Genomic DNA, 21,550 nt, shown 5'->3' with positions numbered 1-21,550 from the left:
GCCTGCCAACAGACGTCGCCAAGGCCGTGGTGGGATGCCACTGCCTTCGTGCGCGCGTCTTTCCAACAACTAGATCACCCACACTCCGCAGAGGACTTCATGGAACGCTTGCGCTATCAGAAAGGATTACCCCGAGCCAGTCGCTGGTTACACGGCAGGCGCCTGGCCGCGCCACTGGCACTGGGCGTATTGGGCGGCTGTATGGGGCTGCTGACGGGCGAGGAGGCCAGGGCCGACGGCTTCCTGGACGACAGCAAGCTCACCCTGACCCTGCGCAACTATTATTTCGGCAGCGATCGCCGCAACGGTCGTGCCGATCAGAAGGATTGGACCCAGGGCTTTCTGCTCGACTACCAGTCCGGCTTCACCCAGGGCACGGTCGGGTTGGGCGTCGACGCGTTCGGCTACCTGGGCCTGAAGCTCGATGGCGGTCCCGGGCGCCGAGGAACCGGCAATCTACCCGTCCATGCCGGCAACCAACCGGCGGACGAGTATTCCCGCGCCGGCGCGGCGGCCAAGCTGCGTCTGGGACAGACGGTGGTGCGCTACGGTCAGCAACTGCCCACGGCACCGGTCTTCGCCATCAGCACCAGCCGCCTGCTGCCCCAGAGTGCCACCGGCTGGAGCATCCTCAGCACGGACATCTCCGGCCTGACGCTGGAAGCCGGACATTTCACCTCGGGTACCGATCAGGTCAGCACCAACCGGGACGGTGATCTCTGGGCCGGTTATGCCCGGCGCCGCGCGGATCACGTCGACTTCGCCGGGGGCAAGTACGCCCTGGCCAAGGGTGTCAGCCTGTCGCTCTACGCGGCCCAGCTCGACGACATCTGGAATCAGTACTACGGCAACTTCAACCTGGTGCAGCCATTGTCGGCGAGCCAGTCGCTGACCTTCGATGCCAACCTGTACCGGACCCTCGATACCGGTGCCGCCAACGCCGGTCCCATCGACAACACGGCCTACAGCTTCGCGGCGGCCTACAGCCTCGGTCCGCAGACCTTTACCCTGGGCTGGCAGCGGATCGATGGGGATACGCCCTTCGACTACATCGGCATGGGCGACAACGGGCGCACCGGCGGCGGGCTGTTCCTCGGCAATGCCTCGATGTTCTCCGACTTCAACGCACCCGGCGAGCGCTCCTGGCAAGCGCGCTACGACCTCAACTTCAAGACCCTGGGCGTGCCCGGTCTCAGCCTCATGACCCGCTACATCAAGGGCAGTGACATCGATGGCAGCAACCTGCCCGTCACCAGCGCCTATCGCGGGCTGTACGGCGCCGACGACCGGGAGCGGGAGCTGAATCTGGAAGGGCGCTATGTCGTGCAATCCGGCTCGGCCAAGGGTCTGTCCATCCGGGTGCGCCAGGCCTGGCATCGCGGCTCGCTGTCCACCGGCGGCTCGGTCGATCAGCTGCGGGTGATCGTCGACTATCCGCTGCGCCTGCTCTAGCGCCGGCAATCGTTACCGCGAAGGGCGACGAACCGACCGCTGGCAGCCGGTTCGCTGCCGCCCGTCGCGCCCGGTTTAAGAGGACTCTGTTGCGCCGATAGCTCTAATAGTCACTTTATTAGGGATGCCCAACTCATGAGTCTGCGCAGTCTGAACGTCGCCCCCCGCGCCGTCCTGTTCTTTTCCGTGATCGTCCTGATTGTCTTCGGGCTCGGCGCCGTCGCCGTGGTACAGATGGGCAAGCTCTACGAGGCGGAACAGGACGTGGAGACCAGTTGGCTACCAGGTAACCAGTTGGCAGCGAAGATGGGCGGCGGGCTGCTGCGTTTGCGTCTGGAAAGTCTGAGGGGCACCACCACGCCGGATCCGCAGCTGCGCGCCCAGACCGTCGCGGCCTTTCCCGGCTATCGCGATGCCTTCTTCGCGGCGGTGAAAGAGTACGAGGCGACCCTGGCCAGCGACGAAGACCGCCAGTTGTACGCGGCCGTGGTCAAGGGGGCGGAAGGCTACCGGACCTTGCTGGAAGCCTTCGAGCAGAAACTGCGCACAGGTGACAACGAAGGTGCCATCGTCCTGATCAATACGTCGATACGCCCGCTCACCAATGCGCTGGAAAAGCACATCGCCGAGCTGAGTGCCTTCAACGAGCGCGGCGCCAAGGCCGCCGGAATCGCGGCAAAGGCCACCTTCACCACGGGCCTGTACTGGGTTTATGGCCTCATCGCCCTGACCGTTCTGGCCACCGTAGTGCTGGCCGCCCTGCTGATCCGCAGCATCACGCGACCGGTTGGCGAAGCCCTGCGCATCGCCCAACGGATCGCCCGCAAGGATCTGACCGAGCGGATCACCGTGGTCGGTCGTGACGAGGCGGCCGGCATGCTGCAGGCCCTGGCCCAGATGCAGGGCAATCTGCGCGACACCGTTTCCCATATCGCCGACAGCTCGACCCAGTTGGCCTCCGCGGCAGAGGAGATGACCGCCGTGATCGACGAAGCCAGCCGGGGTTATGTACGGCAGAACGACGAGGTCAACCAGGCGGCCAGCGCCGTGACCGAGATGAGTTCGGCGGTGGAGGAGGTCGCGCGGAATGCCGCCGATGCGGCCAGCACCTCGCTGCACACCCAGACCCTGACCAGCGAAGGCCTGGACAAGGTCACCCGCACGGTCCAGTCGATCGAGGCGCTGGCCCAGAACGTGGCCAGTACCAGTGAGCAGATCCAGGCGCTGTCGTCCCGCGCCCAGGACATCAATGCCGTGGTCGAAGTCATTCGCGCCATCGCCGAACAGACCAACCTGCTGGCACTGAATGCCGCCATCGAGGCGGCCCGGGCGGGCGAGCAGGGACGCGGCTTCGCCGTGGTCGCCGACGAGGTCCGGGCGCTGGCCCATCGTACCCAGCAGTCGACCCGCGAGATCGAACAGATGATCGGCGCCATCCAGAGCGATTCGTCGTTGGCCGTCAAGGCCATGGCCGAGAGTCAGCAGCTGGCCGGGGAATCCACGTCGGTCGCCCAACTGGCCAATGTGTCCCTGGAGCAGATCGCCGAATCCATCTCCCAGATCAACGACCGCAATGCAGTCATCGCCACCGCCGCCGAAGAGCAGGCGCAGGTGGCCCGGGAAATCGATCGCAACATCACCAGCATCCGGGATCTGGCGACCCAAAGCGCGACCGGTGCCACCCAGACCGCCAGCGCCAGCGCCGAGGTATCCAAGCTCGCTACCGGCCTGAATCGCGTGGTTCGCGAATTCGCCGTCTAGGCAGGGTGTGGAGGCGGGAAGGGCTTGCAGCGTCCAGCTGCAGGTTCTTCGCTGTAATAGCTCGACTAATGAGGGCCGCAGCCTGTTCGCCGGTACCGGTGCACGAACTCCGGCAGCGTGGCTTGCCGCTGGAATGCCTGAGGCACAATCTTTAGTATTCGGTTACATCGCCTCTGTTATCGGGTAGAGAACGAATCGGCGCTTGGCCTGCCTAAACAGTGTCCAAACAACCCGGAGTCCTACCATGAACGCGAAGAAAATCTCTGCTTTGATGTTTGCTGGTCTGATCGCTGCCAGTGGCGCTGCATTCGCCACCGACGGTGCAGGCAATCCGCCGAAGGCCAACAGTGCCGGCATGGGCACCCCGGCTGGCCAGAAGACCGGTGAAGGCGCAGGTGCTGCGACCGGTGCCGGCAAGACCACGCTCAATGAGCAAGGTCAGAAGCAGCAGCAGTAAGGGTCTAGGGCCGCTGGTGCGTCTGGCGGCCCCTAACCTCTGTCTAGAATGGAACTTTACAGGCCTCCTCTGTCCAACGGGGCCGAGCGCGTGGGTACAGGGGTTAGATGGTGAGTGCGGAACAGAGCAAGGTTGTCCTGGTCGTCGAGGATGAGCCGCAGATTTTGATGATTCTGGCGGATTATCTTGCCGAGCTGGGTTACACCGTCCTACAGGCTCCCTCGTCGCTCGAAGCCTTTCGTATCCTGGCCGGTCGGCCGCGTCTCGATCTGCTGATCACCGACTTTCGCCTGCCCGATGACGTCTCCGGCGTGATGATCGCCGAGCCCGCCCTCAAGTTGCGTCCCGACCTCAAGGTCCTGTTCATCAGTGGTTATCCCGCCGAAATCATCGATACCGGTTCGCCGTTGCTGGGTAAGGTCCCCTTGCTGACCAAGCCCTTCTCCCTCGAGCGTCTTCACCTGCAGGTGCAGAAGCTGCTCGGCGCCTGATCCGCTACTTTCCCATAGATCGTTTTTCCGCCAGGACAGTCTATTGATCAGGTGCGACCAGTTCGGTCGCCTTAGGTTGGGAGACAACGGCGTCCATGGCCATCAAGCATTTCACTCATCACGAAGCGATCTCGTCCGCCGTTCCGGCTGAACAGGGTTTTGAAGCGGTCATCGCCGTCAAGGCGCGGCGCGAAGACGCCCATCCGACCTTTCACAAGGTCGCGACCGAGCGTCATTTCGATCTCGCCTCCGAAGCGGAGGAGGCCGCCGATGCCGCGCTCAATCGCGTGACGGAGATCGGCGACGACGATGAACTCCTCTGGGACGAGCAGGCCGTCTGATGAAGAGAGACCAGGAGCGGGACGAAGAACCGCGACAGAGCCAGGAGTCCACGCCGGATGACCCGGAGCTGAGTCGCGAAGAAGAAGAGGACGTCGACGAGAACCAGTTGCCACGCGCCGTGGTGCTCCACGAGATCATCCGCACCCAGGGTGATCATGAATTGGAACGGACCATCGCGGCGTTGTTCTGGTCGGCGCTGGCCGCCGGCCTGACCATGGGGCTTTCGCTGATGGCGATGGGGCTGCTCAACGCCAATCTGCCCGAGGGCGGCTACAGCAAGGTCATCGCCAGCTTTGGCTATTCGGCCGGCTTCCTGGCGGTAATCCTGGCTCGTCAGCAACTGTTCACCGAAAACACCCTGACGGCGGTGCTGCCGGTGATGAGCGAACCCACCCTGCATAACTTCGGTCGCCTGGGCCGGCTGTGGGGGGTGGTACTGGTGGGTAATCTCCTCGGGACCATCCTGGTCGCCTATGTGATCCTCCATCTGCCGCTGTTCGATGCCAAGGCCGACGCGAAATTCTTGGAGATAGGAACCAAGGTGATGGAAAACGATGCCTCGGCGATGTTCGCCAAGGGCATCGTATCCGGCTGGATGATCGCCACCATGGTCTGGATGCTGCCGGCTGCGGAGCACGCCAGAATTTGGATCATCGTGCTCATCACCTACCTGATGGCTCTGGGCGACTTTACCCACATCGTGGTGGGTAGCCTGGAGGTGGCCTATCTGGTGTTCGCTGGGGAGGCGAGCTGGGGCGACTTCTGGCTGACCTTCGCCGGGCCGACCCTGGCCGGCAATATCGTCGGCGGCAGCCTGATCTTTGCGCTGATCAGCCACGCCCAGGTGCGCAGCGACACTTGAAAGCGGAAGGGCCGGCAAATTGCCGGCCCTTCGCGGTGATCAGACAGTTGCTTCGATCACTCGTCGTCGTTGAGCTGACCCATGGCGGTGGTGTTGAAGCCGCCGTCGACATAGAGGATCTCGCCGCTGATACCCGACGCCAGGTCGGAGCAGAGGAAGGCGCCGGCGTTGCCGACTTCGTCGATGGTCACGTTGCGGCGCAGGGGCGTCTGACGCTCGTTGGCGGCCAGCATCTTGCGGAAGCTCTTGATGCCCGAGGCGGCCAGGGTGCGGATCGGACCGGCGGACACGGCGTTGACGCGGGTGCCTTCCGGGCCGAGGCTGCCGGCCAGGTAGCGGACGCCGGCCTCCAGACTGGCCTTGGCCATGCCCATGACGTTGTAGTTGGGCATGGTGCGCTCGGCGCCCAGGTAGGACAGGGTGAGCAGGCTGCCGTTACGGCCACGCATCATCTCGCGACCGGCCTTGGCCAGGGCGACGAAGCTGTAGGCGCTGATGTCATGGGCGATCTTGAAGCCGTCACGGGTGGTCACCGCGGTGAAGTCGCCGTCCAGCTGGTCACCGGGGGCGAAGCCGACCGAGTGAACGATGCAGTCCAGACCGTCCCACTTCTTTGCCAGCTCGGCGAACACGGCTTCGATCTGGGCGTCATCGGCGACATCGCAGGGAAAGCACAGCTCGGGATTGGAACCCCAGCCCGCGGCGAACTCTTCGACGCGACCCTTGAGCTTCTCGTTCTGGTAGGTGAAGGCCAGCTCGGCGCCTTCGCGGTGCATGGCGGCGGCGATGCCGGAGGCGATGGACAGCTTGCTGGCGACGCCGACGATGAGAACGCGCTTACCGGCGAGAAATCCCATGGTTTTTTCCTCTTCTGTGTTGAATCCCGGGCAGCCGCCAAGGGCTGAGGTCCGGGTTGGGCATGGCTCTGCGCAGGTCAGAGCGAGATCTGGCCTGGCTCCGCTAGGGGTCAGGCACGGGTGGGGCGGTAAGGTAGCAGGTCGATACCCGGGACAAAAGCGCTGGTTGACCGCTGCGGTGAGCGGTCGCGCCTCAGTTGAGGAACAGCGTCAGGGTCTGGCCAGGGGTCAGGGCGGAGGCCACGCGTGGATTCCAGTCCTGCAGCGCCTGCACGCCGATGTTGTAGCGCTTGGCGATCTGGTAGAGCGAATCGCCCGCCTTGACCCGGTAGTAGGTGGGCGCGGCCTTGGCGTTCTTGGTCGTCTTGGCAGCTGCCTGGGTGGCCTTGACGGTATAGGAGGCCGGCATCGCCACGGCCGTGGCGGTGCCGCTACCGGTACCGTGCAGCTTCAGGGTCTCACCGACCTTGAGGCCGCGCTTGCCTAGATCGTTCCAGCGCTTGAGATCGCCCAGCTCCACCTCGTTGGCCCGGGCGATGGACCAGAGGCTGTCGCCGGTGCGCACCTTGTAGGTCCGTACCACGGGCTCTTCGGCCACGGCGATGGTTTCCAGGGGCGTGGTGGTCTTGCCGGTCTCGCGCCGTGGGATCAGCAATTCCCGGCCAGCGGCCAGGCGGCTGCTGCCACTGAGCTTGTTGAGGGCGACGAGTTGCTCGACGCTCACGCGGTTGCGCTTGGCGACGCTGCGCAGGGTATCGCCGCGGCGAACCCGGTATTCCTGCCACTGCACCACAGCCTCGGGGGCGATGTCGGGCAGGGTCGCGACCAGACGCTGGGCCTTTTCCGCCGGCACCAGGAGGTGCTTGGGGCCGTCCATGGTCACGCGCTGGGTGTAGGCGGGATTCAGGCGATAGAGTTCGTTGGCGTCCAGGTCCGCCAGTTCCGCGACCCTGGCCAGGTCCAGGTGCTGCTTGATGTCCACCACTTCGAAGTAGGGCTCGTTCGGAATGGACTCCAGCGCCAGGCCGTAGGCGTCCGGATTGCGCACGATCTGGGAAACGGCGAGCAGCTTGGGTACGTAGTCCTGGGTCTCCGGCGGCAGGGAGGACAGGTTCCAGTAGTCGGTCGGCAGACCCAGTGACTGGTTGCGTTCGATGGCGCGACCGACCGTGCCTTCGCCGGCATTGTAGGCGGCCAGGGCCAGCAGCCAGTCGCCACCGAACATGTCATGCAGCTTGCTCAGGTAGTCCAGCGCGGCATTGGTCGAGGCGGTGATGTCGCGGCGACCGTCATAGAAGCGGGTCTGGCGCAGATTGAAATACTTGCCGGTGGTGGGAATGAACTGCCACAGGCCGGAGGCCGCACTGCGCGAGAGGGCATTGGGATTGAAGGAGCTTTCCACTACCGGTAGCAGAGCCAGTTCCAGCGGCATGTTGCGCTCTTCGAGGCGCTCGACGATGTAGTGCAGGTAGGGCGCGCCGCGGCTGCAGGATTGGGCGAGGGCGGCTTCATGGCTCGCATACCAGAGGCGCTGGCGATCGATGCGCGGATTGGTGCCGTTGTCGCCTGCACCCTGGAGCTGATAGCCGTCCCGCACCCGGTCCCAGATGTCGCCGCTGGTCGCCGCTGCGGTCGGCGCCTTGCGCAGCCATTCCGGGGGACGCTGCATCTTGCTTTGCGTCATGTGCAGATCGGCCTGATAGGCGCGATTCTCCGGCTGCGAGTTGCTTTGACAGCCGGCGAGAAAGACCGCGAGGCAAAGCGCCGAGACTTTGAAGGAGGTAGCCAGCACGTCTAGTTCGCGGGTTTTCGGCGTCGCTGGCGGCATTGGTCTGGGCTTTCCGGGAGCTGGAGGATGGGCGATTCTAGGAACCGCATCCCGGGGGGTCAAGGAACAACCCCTTGGCCTGTGACCTGTACGACGACCGAAAACCGCGCGTTCCGGCGTGGTGACGGGACCTGGGCAATAGGTGTCAGAACGTGTCCTTCCAGCCTCTCAGGGCGGCGAAATAGGTATCCTCCGACGCCTCCGCAGCCACTCCGCGCTCCTCCTGCAGGCGTTGGCGCACGCCGTTTTCGGCTGTGCGCAGAAAGGGATTGATGCGGCGCTCGCGCCCCAGGGTGGAGGGCAGGGTAGGCCGCTGGGCCTCCCGCAACCGCTGGGTCTCGGCCAGGGCCTGTTGGACCGTGGCATTCTCCGGTTCCACGGCCTGGGCGAAGCGCAGGTTGCTCAAGGTGTATTCGTGGCCGCAGTAGATTTCGGTGGCGTCCGGCAGGCTGGCCAGGCGCTGCAGGGAGGCCAGCATCTGGCTGGGCGTGCCTTCGAAGAGCCGACCACAGCCCGCCGAGAACAGGGTATCGCCGCTGAACAGCAGGGGTCGTTCGCCAGCCACATAAAAGGCGATGTGGCCGGCGGTATGGCCGGGCACGCGCAGCACCTCGAACGCGATCCCCAGGACTTCCAGCCGCTGGCCGTCGGTCAGGGGCAGGTCGACCGCGGCGATGCGCTCGTCGGCCGGCGCGCTCACCCGGGCGCCGCTGCGCTGCTTGAGCGCGGCGATGCCGCCGGTATGGTCGTTATGATGATGGGTGATCAGGATGTCGGTCAGGCGCCAGTCGGGATTCGCGTCGAGCCAAGCGAGGACGGGCGCGGCATCGCCGGGATCGACCACGACCGCCTGTCTTGTCGCCGCGTCCTTGATCAGCCAGATGTAGTTATCGTTGAAGGCGGGCAGCGGAAGGATGTCGAACATGGATGAGCTCTCGGGTCGGACTGCAGGCCCCTAGGGTAGCAGTGGGTGGTAGGGCATAGGCTTCAGTATGAGAGGACCAGACGATGCACGATGAATTCTCCGCCCAGGTCGATCCGCGCTGGCTGAAGTTGATGACTTCGGCGCGGGAATGGCTGGCAGGCCCCCTGGGCCAGTTGCTGCTGGAGCAGGAGCGGGTGCTGATCGACGAAGAACTCAAGCGCCATTTCGGCAGCTATCTCGTCCATTACGGTCCGCACCCGACGGCACCGGCCAATTGCGGTCAGCTCAGGCACGCGGTGCGCATCGGGCCGCCGCTGGGCGATGTCGACATCGTCTGCGAGGAAGGCGCCTGGCCGCTGAGTGAGCATGCGGCCGACGTGGTCCTGCTGCAGCATGGCCTGGATTTCTCCCTGGCGCCCCACCGGCTGTTGCGCGAAGCGGCGTTGAGCGTCCGGCCCGGCGGCCATCTGGTCGTAGTGGGCATCAATCCCTGGAGCCTTTGGGGCGTGCGTCATTACCTGGCCCGGGATGCACTGCGCAAGGCCCGCTGTTTCGGCCCCAGTCGGGTCGGCGACTGGCTGTCGGTGCTGGGCTTCGCGCTGGAGAAACGGCGCTTCGGGTGTTATCGTCCGCCGCTTTCATCCCCCAAGTGGCAACAGCGGCTGGCCTGGATGGAGCAGGGCGAAGCCGAACCCAACTGCGAACAGGCAGCGGGTGCGGGTTTCTATTTGCTCTCGGCGCGCAAGCTGATGTTCGGCCTGCGTCCGGTGCCCCAGGCGCGCAAGGAACCGCGTGGCAAGCTGGTGCCCATGCCGGTGGCCAAGATCAGCCGCCGCGAATCGAGTGAATCCAATGAGTGACGACATCGTCGAGGTCTTTACCGACGGCGCCTGCAAGGGCAATCCCGGCCCCGGTGGCTGGGGTGCCCTGCTGAAATTCAAGGGTGCGGAGCGCGAGCTCTGGGGCGGCGAAGCCAACACCACCAACAATCGCATGGAGCTGATGGCGGCCATCCAGGCCCTGGCGGCGCTCAAGCGCCCCTGCCAGATCCGCCTGACCACCGACTCCGAGTACGTGATGAAGGGCATCACCCAATGGCTGGTGAACTGGAAGAAGCGCGGCTGGCAGACCGCCGCCAAGCAGCCAGTGAAGAATGCCGAGCTATGGCAGGCCCTGGATGAGCAGGTGCAGCGCCATCAGGTGGAGTGGCGCTGGGTGCGTGGCCATACCGGCCATCCCGAGAACGAGCGGGCCGACCAGTTGGCCAACCGCGGTGTCGATGAAGTCCGGCAGGCCAAGCAGGCCGCCAAGGCGTAACCAGCCAAGAGGTTAGCGATGAGATATGTAGTTCTGGATACCGAAACCACCGGCATGCCGGTGACCGATGGCCATCGGATCATCGAGATCGGTGGGGTCGAGGTCATCGGCCGGCGACTGACCGGGCGGCATTTCCATGTCTATCTCAATCCAGATCGGCAGATCGACGAAGGTGCCATCGCGGTCCACGGCATCACCGATGAATATGTCGCCGACAAGCCGCGCTTCGCCGAAATCGCCGACAGCTTCTTCGAATTCATCGAAGGCGCCGAATTGGTCATCCACAACGCGCCCTTCGACGTGGGCTTCATCAACATGGAGTTCGCCCGGCTGGGTGTCCATCCCGAGCGCGCCGACATCACCCAGCACTGCTCGGTGCTCGACACCCTGGTCATGGCGCGCGGTCGGCACCCCGGTCAGCGCAACAGTCTGGATGCGCTCTGCAAGCGCTACGGCGTAGACAACTCCAACCGTGAGTTGCACGGCGCCTTGCTGGACGCCGAGATCCTCGCAGACGTCTACCTGGCCATGACCGGTGGCCAGACCAGCCTGTCGCTGGCGGCCCACGGCCAGGAAGGCAACGGCGACGGCAATTACGTCATGCCGGTCAAGCGACTGCCGACCGATCGTCAGCGGACCCGGGTGATCAGCGCCACCCCCGCGGATCTCGATGCCCATGCGGCGCGCATGGCGGCCATCGAAAAGAGCTGTGGCCGGACTCCGCTCTGGCTGGCGGGCACGGCTGCCGAATAGCCACCTCCGCCTCTCGCCATACGCCCGGTCGACCCATGACCGGGCGTCCGCGTTCGTCTGAATAAGCTGAAAGACCTCACAATTTTCAGCTATCGTTCAACTAAGATGCTGCAGGCTGGTCATTTGAGCCCGCATGAAGCCTCGAATTCCGAATTGCGCGGAACTTTATTTCTCCCGCGAACTCGTATGACGATTCGGAATTATCGCTTCGCTTTTGTGGATTTACAGGTCTAGCGTTCCAGAGCAAGGTTCCCTGGCGTGGCGAGAGGTCAGATCCCCGTCCGCCTGGAATGATGAGGGTGGCCCGGTCAGGAAGACGCAGGTACCTAGGCTCCAGTTGGAATAGCAAGCCTTTCTTCCCGCTTTAAAATGGCGTTGGCGAGGTTGTAATGGCGCAGGAGGCGTAAGGCACCATGGTGACTGGAGCAAGAGCTTTGAGCTTGGTCCGCGAACAGCTGTTCGCGACCATCGAGGAAGCTGAATCCCATCTTGAACGCTTCATCGTCGAGCGGCACTGCAGCAGCCTGTTGCAGCGCGCGGTCGAGAGTCTTGGCCAGATTCGCGGCGCCCTGACGCTGATCGAACTGGCAGGCGCCCAGTTGCTCGCCCACCAGACCCTGCAGATCGCCAACGACATCCCTGCGGGTGCCGGTCCCGAACACGACGAGCACCTGATGGCGATCTGTCGTGGGTTGCATGTGCTGCGCCGCTATCTCGAACAGCTGCGCAGCGGCCAGGACGAGATGCCCGAACTGTTGCTGCCGGCGATCAATGCCCTGCGCCTGGCTGGCGGCGAGCCAGAACTTCCGGAAAGCTACTTCTTCAGCGTCCGTCTCGACCAACGCCCCCTGATCAGCGCGACCACGCGCTTGGGCCTGCGCGAGCGCCAGGCCCAAGCGCGCCGAATGCGTCAAACCTACCAGATCGGCCTGCTGGGCTTTCTGCGTGACGTCAACGGTGCGGCCAGCCTCAGACTGATGGCGAGAGCGCTGGAGCGCTCCGCCGCGTTGCTGCACGATCATGTCGGCGGCTACTTGCCGTGGGTCGCCGCGGCCACGGTCGAAGGCTTCGCCCAGGGTCGCCTGACCGCCACCCGTGAACGCAAGCAGTTGTTCGCCCGGGTCGATCGCGAATTGCGTCAGATGCTGGGTAACGACCTGCACGAGCCGGCGCGTAGCACCCTCAAGGAACTCCTCTATCTCCTGGCGTTGGCTGGTGTCGAGGGCGCCCATCCGCAGGAGGTCATGAACGCCTACGGCTTCGAGCGCCTCGGATTCACCGATGCTCAGCTCGAAGCCGGCAAGAAGCGTCTCGCCGGTCCGGGCCATGCCGTGATGCATTCGCTGTCGGCCGCCATCCGCGAAGAGGTGGAAACGGTCAAGGATCTGATCGACCTCATCGAGGCCGAGCTGCGCACGGGCGCCGAGCAGCATCGTCTGCCGCGCTCCGATAACTTCTCCCGGCTGTATGTCCAGGTTGGCCTATTGGGCAAGACCCTGGAAATGGTCGGCCAGGAGAATGCCGGCCAGGTCCTGCAGCAGTGCCTGCCGAACATCTCCCAGTTCCGCGACAGGTCCCTGGTGCTGGACGATCTCGCGCCCCTGGCCGATGCCCTGCTGCTGGTGGAAAGTCTGCTGGGCCAGCCCGAAGGGCAGGGCTCGCTGATCGACGTGCCTCTGGAAGCCGATGGCGTCCAGGTCAGTGTCGCCAATTACCAGCTGGGCGAAGCCCAGGCGCTGTTGCATCGGGAGGCCTACAAGGGCCTGACCGACGCCAAGCGCGCCATCGGTGCCTTCCTCGATTCGCGGGGCGACGCCCTGCACCTGGCCACCGTGCCGGCGCTGCTGGATACCGTCCGAGGGGCGCTGTTCTTCCTGGGCAATCCCCGGGCGGCCGAGCTGGTGCGTGCCTGCACCGGTTACATCCAGCGCTGCCTGATCGAGGGCGGCCAGGCTTGTGAGCCGGCGACCCTCGAGGTGCTGGCGGATGCCCTCAGCAGTATCGAATTCTTTGTCGAAAGCGGTGGCACCGAGAGTCAGGACGGTACCCCGGAAATCCTCGATATCGCCGCGCAAAGCATTCGCGCCCTGGGCTGGACCTCGGCTGCGGCATGAGTGTCTGGCAGCCAGCCTGGTTCCAGACCGCCCAATCCTCTGGCGGTTGGCTGGTCGTCCATAGCGGCCAGGCGTTTCTGACCGCGGGGGCGGACGTGCTCTTCGCCAGCGACGATCCGCGGGTGCAGGGATTCGCAGGAGAGCGCCACGGCCTCGGCCAGTGGCAGGCCCAGCCGGTCACCCTGCTCGAACTGGATACCCCGCCGGACATCGAGGGCTGCGTCTGGCAACCCTTGCGGCCGTTGATGCTGCAATCGCCCCATGCGCTGTTCAAGTTGCTGGGCTATGCCAATCAGATCGGAACCTGGGCGCGGCAGCATCGCTTCTGTGGACAGTGCGGTACCCGCACCTTCGCCCTCGATGGCCAGCGCGGCCTCAAATGCCCGAATTGCCAACTCACCCAGTATCCGCGCCTGTCGCCGAGCATGATCGCCCTGATCACGCGCGGCGATGAGGTGCTGCTCGCCCGGTCGCCACGCTTCGCGCCCGGGGTCTTCAGCACTCTGGCCGGCTTCGTCGAACCGGGCGAGTCGGCGGAGGCCTGCGTACACCGGGAGATCATGGAAGAGGTGGGCGTTTCCGTGACCAACCTGCGCTATCAGGGTAGCCAGAACTGGCCCTATCCCCACTCCCTGATGTTGGGTTATCACGTCGATTACCTGAGCGGTGACATCCGGTGCCAACCGGATGAAATCGAAGATGCGCGCTGGTTCCACCTGCGCGAGTTGCCGACGTTGCCGCCGGCCTTTTCCATCTCGCGCTTTCTGATCGATCGCTATCGGGTCGAGCGGCTAGGCGGCGCTGAACCAGTGCTGCCAGATTAGCTTGACGGTCAGCGCCAGCACGACGCAGATGAACACCGGGCGGATGAACTTAGCGCCGCCGGCGATGGCGCTGCGCGCGCCCAGATAGGCCCCCAGGGTCAGCGACAGGCCCATGGTCAGCCCCAGCACCCAGAGCACCTGCCCCAGGGCGATGAACATCACCAGGGCGACCCCGTTGCTGACGAAATTCATGGTGCGCGCCACGCCGCTGGCCTTGAGCAGATCCAGGGGATAGAGCAGCAGGCTGCTGACCGTCCAGAAGGCGCCCGTGCCCGGTCCGAACAGGCCGTCGTAGGCGCCCAGCGTCAGGCCCTGGGGCCATTGGCGCCGTTGCGGCACGGGCGCATCGCTGAGCACCGGTGCCTTGGGCGTGCCGCCGAACAACAGATAGAGGGCGCAGCTGAACACCACCACCGGCAGCAGCTGGTTGAGGAAGTCCGCGGAGAGATGGTGGGCAACCAGGGCGCCGATCCCCGCGCCGATGGCGGTAGCCACCAGGGCATGCCGCCACTGACGGGGATGGAACAGCTTGCGGCGGTAGAAGGTATAGGCAGCGGTGGCGCTGCCAAAGGTGGAGCTGAGCTTGTTGGTGCCGATCGCCAGGTGGGGAGGAACGCCGGCCATCAGCAGGGCGGGCACCGTGAGCAGGCCACCGCCGCCGGCGATGGCGTCGATGTAACCGGCGAGGAAGGCGACCCCCGCCAGCAGCGTCAGGGTCATGGGGTCCAGGGTGAATTCGAGCATGGGGTAGGGCGCCAGGTGGAACGGGGGCGCCATCATGCATCAGACGCGCAGCCGTCACCACCTGCGGGCGATCCCGATCAATCCAGTGCGGGGAAGGGCAATCCGACGTAGTTTTCCGCAAGGGTCGTGCGACCCGCTCTGGAATCGAGCAGTGCCTGGAGTTCGGCGTCCTGCACCCGCTGGGTGAAGGCATCGGTATCCGGAAAGCGGTGCAGGGCGGTGGTCATCCACCAGGAGAAGCGCACTGCCGCCCAGATCCGCTTCAGGCAGAGCGCCGAGTAGCGTTCGAGGCAGCTGGCATCGCCGCTGCGATAGGCGCGTTCCAGCAGCAGGTGCAGATTGCGCACGTCGCCCAGGGCCAGGTTGAGCCCCTTGGCACCGGTGGGCGGGACGATATGGGCGGCATCGCCGACCAGGAACAGCCGGCCGTACTGCATGGGTTCGACCACATAGCTGCGCAGCGGGGCGATGCTCTTTTCCAGGGAGGGGCCGGTCACCAGCTGGGCTGCCGTCTCGGCCGGCAGGCGCGCCTTGAGCTCTTCCCAGAAGCGCTCGTCCGACCAGTTCTCCACCGAGTCCCCGGCTTCCACCTGCAGGTAGTAGCGGCTGCGGGTCGCCGATCTCATGCTGCACAGGGCGAAGCCGCGGGGGTGGTTTACGTAGATGAGTTCGTCGGCGGCGGGCGGGGTATCGCTCAGCAGTCCCAGCCAGCCGAAGGGATAGACCCGCTCGTATTCGGTGAGCACACCGTCGGGGATGCTGCGGCGCGAGACGCCATGGAAACCGTCGCAGCCGGCGATGTAATCGCAATCGATGCGCAGGGTTTCACCGGCGACCTGGCAGGTGACATAGGGGCGCTCGCCCTTGAGTTCGTGGGGCTGGACCTCGCTGGCCTGGTAGAAGGTAGGGGCGCCGCTGGCCTGGCGGGCGGCCATCAGATCACGGGTCACCTCGGTCTGGCCGTAGACGGTGACGCAGCGTCCGTCCAGCAGATCGTTCAGATCCAGGCGCTCGCGCTGGCCGTGGATGGCGAACTCCACGCCTTCATGCACCTGGCCTTCCTGTTCCAGCCGCTCGGCGACGCCGGCCTGGCGCAGCAGATCGACCGTGCCCTGTTCGAGCACGCCGGCACGGATCCGACTGAGTACGTGGTCGGCGCTCTGGCGCTCGACGATGACATTGTCGATACCCGAGCGGGTGAGCAGCTGGCCCAGCAGCAGCCCGGAGGGGCCCGCGCCGATGATGACGACTTGGGTGCGCATGGAGTCTGTCCTCTTGTCTGGCGTGATCGCCGTTTTGTTATGGGGCTCCGGTATTTTTGGACGGTTTTCGCCGGTATCGACAGCGACCTTTCCGATACTTTCTGGTACTTTTCAATGATTCGTGCGGCTATCGCCCAGGGACTGTCGATGACCATTGCCTTGCCACCCATCTTCAAGCTGTATGGCGAGGCCCAGGCCTGGCCGGCGCCGGACCTGTTGCACTGCGAAACCATCGAGAGCCGCAGTCGGCTGCATGCCTGGCATATCGAAACCCATCGCCATGCGGATCTCGCGCAACTGCTCTATGTGCGCCAGGGCGGGGTGCGTCTGCAACTGGAAGACTGGCAGGGAGAAAGGCGCGGACCGCTGCTGGTGGTGCTGCCGGTGCTGTGCGTCCATGCCTTCGAATTCGAGCCCTCGGTGGAGGGCTTCGTGATCACCTTGCCGGTGCCCCAGCTGGAACGGCTGAAGCAGCGCTGCCAGAGAGCCGGGCAGGGACTGTTCCTCGGGGCCGAGTGCCTGGCCCTGACAGGGCCGGATGCCACCTGGATCGATCAGTTGGTCGGCCAGCTCGTCGCCGAGTACGAAGGGCACAAGCCGGGGCGCGAGGTGGTGCTCGAAGCCCTGCTCGACAGCCTGGCGATCTGGCTGCTGCGACAGCATCGCCAGGAACAGGGCGCGACCCTGCCACGGCGCGCCGAACAGCACCTGGGACGCTTTCTGGCCCTGGTGGAGCAGCACTATCGCGAGCACTGGAGCCTGGGGCGCTACGCGGCGGCGCTCGGGATCTCGGGAGTGCACCTGAACGGCCTCTGCCGGCAGCTGGCCGGCGCCTCGGCGCTGGCCATCGTGCACCAGCGCCTGCTGCTGGAGGCGCGCCGCACCCTGACCTATACCCAGGCATCGGTAGGCGAGATCGCCGACGCCCTGGGCTTTGCCGATCCGGCCTACTTCGCCCGGTTCTTCCGCCGTGGCACCGGCCAGAGTCCACTCAACTATCGGCGTCTCGCGGGTCAGCCGCAGCGCTGACGGCCAGGCTATCGGCTGCCGCCAGGGTTTCGCCGACGCGTGCGGCCAGGGCGTCGAGATTGAAGGGCTTGGTGATCAGGGTCATGCCGGGGTCGAGATAGCCTTCCAGGTGCGCCCCCTCGGCGTAGCCGGTGGCGAACAGCACCTTGAGGCCAGGGCGGCGCTGCCGCGCGATCTCGGCCAACTGGCGGCCATTCATGCCTGGCAAGCCGACATCGGACAGCAGCAGGTCGATGGGGCGCCCGCTTTCCAGCAGCGGCAGGGCGCCGCGGGCGTCTTCGGCCTGCAGGGTCGCGTAGCCCAGCTCCCTGAGCAGGTCCACCACCATCTGCCGGACCACGGGCTCGTCTTCCACCACGAGTACCGTCTTGCCCGCGCCCTGGGCCGTGACCGTGGGAGCGGCCAGCCGGGGTGGCTCGACATCGGCGCCCAGGTAGCGGGGCAGATAGAGGCCCACGGTAGTGCCCTGGCCCGGCAGGGAGTCGAGGCGGACATGACCCTTGGACTGCTTGGCATAGCCATAGATCATCGACAGCCCGAGACCGGTGCCCTGGCCAATGGGCTTAGTGGTGAAAAAGGGGTCGAAGGCCCGCGCCATGACCTCGGGCGGCATTCCGGTACCGTTGTCCGCCACCAGCAGCGCCACGTAGTCGCCCGCGCTCACGGCATCCAGGCCGTTGCCGCTGTCGGTCAGATAGACATTGTGGGTTTCGATGCGGATGTTGCCGCCATGGGGCAGGGCATCGCGGGCATTGATGACCAGGTTGAGCAGGGCGTTTTCCAGCTGGTGCCCATCGGTCAATGCCTGCCAGAGGTTCCCATCCAGATCGAGCTCCAGCACGATGTCACCGCGCAGGCTGCGCAGCAGCAGCTCCTCCATGGAACGCACGCAGTCGTTGACATGGATGGGCTGCAGATCGAGTGCCTGGCGCCGGGAAAAGGCCAGCAGGCGCTGGGTGAGGGCGGCCGCGCGTTGGGCGGAGGTCAGCGCCGAATGCAGATACTGGTCGAACTTGTCCTGGCGCCCGGCTTTCTGCTGCCGCTGCAGCATGTCGAGACTGCCCATGATACCAGTGAGCAGATTGTTGAAATCGTGCGCGATGCCGCCGGTGAGCTGGCCCACCGCCTCCATCTTCTGCGCCTGGCGCAGTTGCTCCTGCAGCTCCTGCTGCTCGGTGACGTCACGCCCCACGGCGTAGATGAGATCGTCCTCGGCGCTGGCCGTCCAGTCGAGGATGCGATAGCTGCCATCGCGGGCACGCACCCGCGCCCTGAGGCCAGCCGAGCCCTGCTGGCGGCCCAGGCAGCGCAGGGTATCGAAGACCTGGCGCTGATCGTCGGGATGGATCAGTTCGGTGAGCTGGACGCTGGCCAGATCGGTCTCCCGCCGTCCCAACAGGCGGGCGGCGGCGCTGTTCACGGTCTTCACCTCGCCATCCGCCCGGCAGATCACCATCAGGTCATGGCTGATGCGCCACATCCGATCGCGTTCGCGGGTGCGCAGCTCGATCTGCTGTTCCAGCTCCTGGCGCGAACGGGTGAGGACCTCCCGCGCATCGACGATGCTTTGGATGTCGGTGCAGGTGCCGAACCATTGTTCGATGCGCCCCTTGGCGTCGCGCACCGGCTGGGCGCGACCGAGCACCCAGCGATAGCGCCCCGAGCGGTGCCGCAGGCGGTATTCGATATGGTAGGGCTCGCCGGTGCTGAGGCTGTGATGCCAGACCTTCCAGGTCCGTTCCTGGTCGTCGGGATGAAAGACGTTGGCCCAGCCTTCGCCCTCCGTGGAGCCTTCCGGCACCCCGGTGAACTCGTACCAGCGATCGTTGAAATAGAAGTGGTGGCCGTCGGGTCGCGTGGCCCAGACCATCTGGTCGATGGAGTTGATGATGGCGCGCAGCTGCGCCTCGTTGCGGGCCAGCTCCTGGGCCTGGCGGCGATGGCCGCTGATGTCGATGAACAGCACCGCGAAGCGATCGCCCGGCAGCTTGTGGGCGCGCACCTCGTACCAGGGCTCATGCGGCAGGTGCAGCAGGATGTCGAACTGGATGAACTCCGCATCGCCATTCATGAAGTCGATGTAGGCGGGCAGCAGATCGGCTTCCAGTTGCGGCAGGGAGGTACGCAGGGTCCGCCCCAGGACCTGATCCAAGGGAATGCCCGTCAGAGTGGCGAAGACCGGATTGACCTCCAGGAAGCGGAAATCCTCCATTCGGCCACTGGCATCGCGGATCGCCTGGGCCATGTAGAAGCCCTCGCGCATGCCGTGGTACAGCTCCTGCAGCCAGAGATCACGCTCGGTGATGGCAGCTTCGTTGAGCTTGCGTTCGGTGATGTCGTAGCACACGCCCAGGTAGCGATCACTGCCGTGGCTGGCCATCAACTGGCCGCGCCGACCGAGCCAGCGTTCTTCGCCGGTATCGGTGCGGCGGATGCGGTATTCGAGATAGTCCAGAGCGTCGTCGCCCGGCGTCGCGGTGAGGGTCCGCAGGCTGGCGACATCGTCGGGATGCAGTTGCCGGACCAGTTCGTCGAGGGAATAGCTACGTCGAACCGGGAGGCCCCAGAGCTGGCAAAAGCCCGAGGACACCAGCAGCCGGGCTTCCCCCGGCAACAGTTCGAAGGTGCCGACCCGGCCGACCTCCTGGGCCAGCCGCACCCGCTCTTCGGCCACCAGTTGTTCGGTGCGATCCTGCAGGACGTGCACGAAGCCAAGCGTGTCTTGGGCGTCCTTCAGCGCCGTGGTGGCGATTTCCACCCAGCGCGGCGTGCCGCCCTGAACCGCGATCCAACCCGCGCCCTGGCCATGCTCGTCAGCCAGGGCCTGGTGCTGAGCGGTGGTCAGGAAGGCGGCATCGCGGCCCACCGTCAGCAGCTCGATGAAGCGCTGACCCTGGGCTTCGCCGGCTGACCAGCCACACAGCAGTTCGGCCCCCCTATTCCAGCGCTCGATGCAGCCCTGGCGGTCGGTGATGACCAGGGCATGGGAGGTCAACTGCAGGAGCGCCTGCTGTTCGAGCAGAGAGATCGGCATGCGGGGATTCCATTCAGCGAGCGGGCGTGTGGCGAGCGTTTCCTGGGGCTTGCTGAAAAGTCGCCGAGCGCAGGCACTTTTCAGACAACGCCTAGGCTTCGATACCCTCGCTCAACTGGACGTTCATACTACGCAGGGCATTCCAGTACTCAGGATAGGTCTTGCCGACGCATTCGGGGTCCAGGATGCGGATACCGGCTATTTTCAGGCCTGCGAGGGCGAAGCACATGGCGATCCGGTGGTCGGCATGGGTCTCGATCACGGCATCGGTCCGGGTGCCGGCCAGGGCGGGATCCGCCGCCACCAGCAGGTCATCGCCCTCGACGCTGGCGAGCCCGGCACGAATGGCGTTCAGGCCATCGTGCAACGCTGCGACCCGGTCGCATTCCTTGACCCGCAGGTTGGCCAGGCCTACGAAGCGCACGGGCGTCTCGTTGAAGGCGGCCAGCACCGCCAGGGTAGGGATGGCGTCCTGCATCTGCGAACCGTCGATGACCGCCGGCAGCCGGGGGAAGGCGGCGATATGGTCATGGGCCTTGGCATCGGGCTGGGTAAAGGCGTCATCGGCCACGCCCAGGTCGATGGCGCCCCCGGTCAGGGCCTGGGCCGCCCAGAGATAGGTGGCGGCGGAAGCGTCCGGCTCGATGAAGTAATCGCGGGCGACATAGCCGGTCGGGGCCACCCGCCAGGTGGCGGCGTCCAGTTGCTCGACCTGGGCACCGAAGGCGCGCATCGCCTCGACGGTCAGGTCCACATAACCGCGGGCACCGATGTCGCTGCCGCGCAAGGCGACATCCACCGGTTCGCTGCCCAGCGCTGCCAGCATCAGCAGCGCCGAGACGTATTGGCTGGAAAGCCCGGCATCCACCTCGAAGCGGCGAGCGGTGAGACGTCCCTGACCCGTGACGGTCACGGGCGGGCAGCCGCTAGGGGCCTCGACCTGGATGCCGTTGGCGCTCAGGGTTTCCAGCAGGGGACCGATGGGCCGCTTCTGCATATAGGCATCGCCGGTGAGGGTGACGACGCCATCGACGGTGGCGACCGCGGCGGTCAGAAAGCGCACCGCAGTGCCGGCATTGCCGAGAAACAGCGGTGCGGCCGGTTGCTGCAGGCGCCCGGAGCTGGTCACCACGAAGGTGGTGGCATCGGGCTCGTCCACGGTGACACCCATCTGCCGCAGGGCCTCGGACATGTGGCGGGTGTCATCGCTCTTGAGCGCGCCGGTCAGGCGACTGGTGCCCTTGGCCAGAGCCGCCAGCAGCAAGGCGCGGTTGGTGATGGACTTGGAGCCGGGTGGGGCGATCCGACCATGCAGCGCGACGTTGGGCGGGGTGACGGTGATGTAGGGTCTGGCGGACATGAGGGCTCCAAGCAACTTCGCGACGGCCGAAACGGCGGATCGTAACAAGGCCGCCATGATGCCATTTCAGGCCTCCCAGACCAAAGTGTCCATTTATTAATACCACCCCTACAGGACTGATCCGGCTTGCCTGATAAC

At 65.3% G+C, this 21,550-nt stretch carries 19 protein-coding genes; 12 read left to right on the top strand and 7 right to left on the bottom strand.

Features of this window, described 5'->3' with window-relative positions; translation table 11 throughout:
- Positions 1-99: 99 nt before the first annotated feature.
- The 6 genes from V6W80_RS11000 (at position 100) to V6W80_RS10975 (ending at position 5,365) form a co-directional block, all read left to right on the top strand.
- Positions 100-1,452 (top strand): OprD family porin, encoded by a 1,353-nt coding sequence (locus tag V6W80_RS11000; RefSeq protein ID WP_338547095.1) that lies wholly within the window; start codon positions 100-102, stop codon positions 1,450-1,452.
- A 135-nt stretch (positions 1,453-1,587) separates the two neighbouring features.
- Positions 1,588-3,213, top strand: coding sequence for a methyl-accepting chemotaxis protein (locus V6W80_RS10995; RefSeq protein WP_160922463.1), 1,626 nt, complete (start codon positions 1,588-1,590; stop codon positions 3,211-3,213).
- Positions 3,214-3,457: 244 nt separating this feature from the next.
- Positions 3,458-3,670 carry a hypothetical protein gene (locus V6W80_RS10990; RefSeq protein WP_338547092.1) on the top strand — a complete coding sequence of 71 codons (213 nt, stop codon included), beginning with the start codon at positions 3,458-3,460 and terminating at the stop codon, positions 3,668-3,670.
- Positions 3,671-3,777: 107 nt separating this feature from the next.
- Positions 3,778-4,161, top strand: coding sequence for a response regulator (locus V6W80_RS10985; RefSeq protein ID WP_017640236.1), 384 nt, complete (start codon positions 3,778-3,780; stop codon positions 4,159-4,161).
- Positions 4,162-4,256: 95 nt separating this feature from the next.
- Positions 4,257-4,502 (top strand): hypothetical protein, encoded by a 246-nt coding sequence (locus tag V6W80_RS10980; protein ID WP_017640235.1) that lies wholly within the window; start codon positions 4,257-4,259, stop codon positions 4,500-4,502.
- On the top strand, positions 4,502-5,365 hold the full coding sequence (locus V6W80_RS10975; protein ID WP_064308696.1) for a formate/nitrite transporter family protein: 864 nt from the start codon (positions 4,502-4,504) through the stop codon (positions 5,363-5,365). Before V6W80_RS10980 ends, V6W80_RS10975 begins: the two co-directional genes overlap by 1 nt.
- Positions 5,366-5,421: 56 nt before the next feature.
- Here the strand turns inward: V6W80_RS10975 and fabI are convergent, their stop codons facing one another.
- The 3 genes from fabI to gloB form a co-directional block, all read right to left on the bottom strand.
- Complete coding sequence (gene fabI / locus V6W80_RS10970; protein ID WP_027599367.1) at positions 5,422-6,222, bottom strand: enoyl-ACP reductase FabI; 801 nt, start codon at positions 6,220-6,222, stop codon at positions 5,422-5,424.
- A 193-nt stretch (positions 6,223-6,415) separates the two neighbouring features.
- Positions 6,416-8,050, bottom strand: coding sequence for a lytic transglycosylase domain-containing protein (locus V6W80_RS10965; protein WP_338547089.1), 1,635 nt, complete (start codon positions 8,048-8,050; stop codon positions 6,416-6,418).
- Between the two features lie 145 nt (positions 8,051-8,195).
- Positions 8,196-8,975 carry a hydroxyacylglutathione hydrolase gene (gloB, locus tag V6W80_RS10960; RefSeq protein ID WP_338547087.1) on the bottom strand — a complete coding sequence of 260 codons (780 nt, stop codon included), beginning with the start codon at positions 8,973-8,975 and terminating at the stop codon, positions 8,196-8,198.
- An 83-nt stretch (positions 8,976-9,058) separates the two neighbouring features.
- On the opposite strand from gloB, the gene V6W80_RS10955 reads away from it, so the two are divergent.
- The 5 genes from V6W80_RS10955 (at position 9,059) to nudC (ending at position 13,983) form a co-directional block, all read left to right on the top strand.
- Positions 9,059-9,835 (top strand): methyltransferase domain-containing protein, encoded by a 777-nt coding sequence (locus tag V6W80_RS10955; protein ID WP_017640230.1) that lies wholly within the window; start codon positions 9,059-9,061, stop codon positions 9,833-9,835.
- Positions 9,828-10,292 carry a ribonuclease HI gene (gene rnhA, locus V6W80_RS10950; RefSeq protein WP_017640229.1) on the top strand — a complete coding sequence of 155 codons (465 nt, stop codon included), beginning with the start codon at positions 9,828-9,830 and terminating at the stop codon, positions 10,290-10,292. The genes V6W80_RS10955 and rnhA overlap by 8 nt, the downstream gene beginning before the upstream one ends.
- Positions 10,293-10,310: 18 nt before the next feature.
- Complete coding sequence (gene dnaQ, locus V6W80_RS10945; protein ID WP_338547085.1) at positions 10,311-11,045, top strand: DNA polymerase III subunit epsilon; 735 nt, start codon at positions 10,311-10,313, stop codon at positions 11,043-11,045.
- A gap of 413 nt (positions 11,046-11,458) precedes the next feature.
- Positions 11,459-13,159 carry a ferrous iron transporter B gene (locus tag V6W80_RS10940; protein ID WP_338547084.1) on the top strand — a complete coding sequence of 567 codons (1,701 nt, stop codon included), beginning with the start codon at positions 11,459-11,461 and terminating at the stop codon, positions 13,157-13,159.
- The gene (gene nudC / locus V6W80_RS10935) at positions 13,156-13,983 is read left to right on the top strand and encodes an NAD(+) diphosphatase (protein ID WP_338547083.1); all 828 of its coding nucleotides are present in this window, start codon (positions 13,156-13,158) and stop codon (positions 13,981-13,983) included. Before V6W80_RS10940 ends, nudC begins: the two co-directional genes overlap by 4 nt.
- Here nudC and V6W80_RS10930 read toward each other — a convergent pair.
- Both V6W80_RS10930 and pobA read right to left on the bottom strand, forming a co-directional pair.
- Complete coding sequence (locus V6W80_RS10930) at positions 13,951-14,727, bottom strand: TSUP family transporter (protein ID WP_208694967.1); 777 nt, start codon at positions 14,725-14,727, stop codon at positions 13,951-13,953. The genes nudC and V6W80_RS10930 overlap by 33 nt on opposite strands.
- A gap of 77 nt (positions 14,728-14,804) precedes the next feature.
- On the bottom strand, positions 14,805-15,989 hold the full coding sequence (gene pobA / locus V6W80_RS10925; protein ID WP_338547082.1) for a 4-hydroxybenzoate 3-monooxygenase: 1,185 nt from the start codon (positions 15,987-15,989) through the stop codon (positions 14,805-14,807).
- 114 nt (positions 15,990-16,103) lie between these two features.
- On the opposite strand from pobA, the gene V6W80_RS10920 reads away from it, so the two are divergent.
- Positions 16,104-17,018 (top strand): helix-turn-helix domain-containing protein, encoded by a 915-nt coding sequence (locus V6W80_RS10920; protein ID WP_338547081.1) that lies wholly within the window; start codon positions 16,104-16,106, stop codon positions 17,016-17,018.
- Here V6W80_RS10920 and V6W80_RS10915 read toward each other — a convergent pair.
- Together V6W80_RS10915 and aroA are read right to left on the bottom strand one after the other, a co-directional pair.
- Positions 16,981-20,052 (bottom strand): PAS domain S-box protein, encoded by a 3,072-nt coding sequence (locus V6W80_RS10915; RefSeq protein ID WP_338547080.1) that lies wholly within the window; start codon positions 20,050-20,052, stop codon positions 16,981-16,983. The two genes, V6W80_RS10920 and V6W80_RS10915, sit on opposite strands and share 38 nt — an antisense overlap.
- 91 nt (positions 20,053-20,143) lie before the next feature.
- The gene (aroA, locus tag V6W80_RS10910; protein WP_338547079.1) at positions 20,144-21,412 is read right to left on the bottom strand and encodes a 3-phosphoshikimate 1-carboxyvinyltransferase; all 1,269 of its coding nucleotides are present in this window, start codon (positions 21,410-21,412) and stop codon (positions 20,144-20,146) included.
- Positions 21,413-21,550 lie beyond the last annotated feature (138 nt).

Source organism: Pseudomonas benzopyrenica, assembly GCF_036884265.1.
GTDB lineage: Bacteria > Pseudomonadota > Gammaproteobacteria > Pseudomonadales > Pseudomonadaceae > Chryseomonas > Chryseomonas benzopyrenica.
Note: the sequence above shows the minus strand (reverse complement) of the source record. Positions and strands in the feature narration are given on the sequence as shown.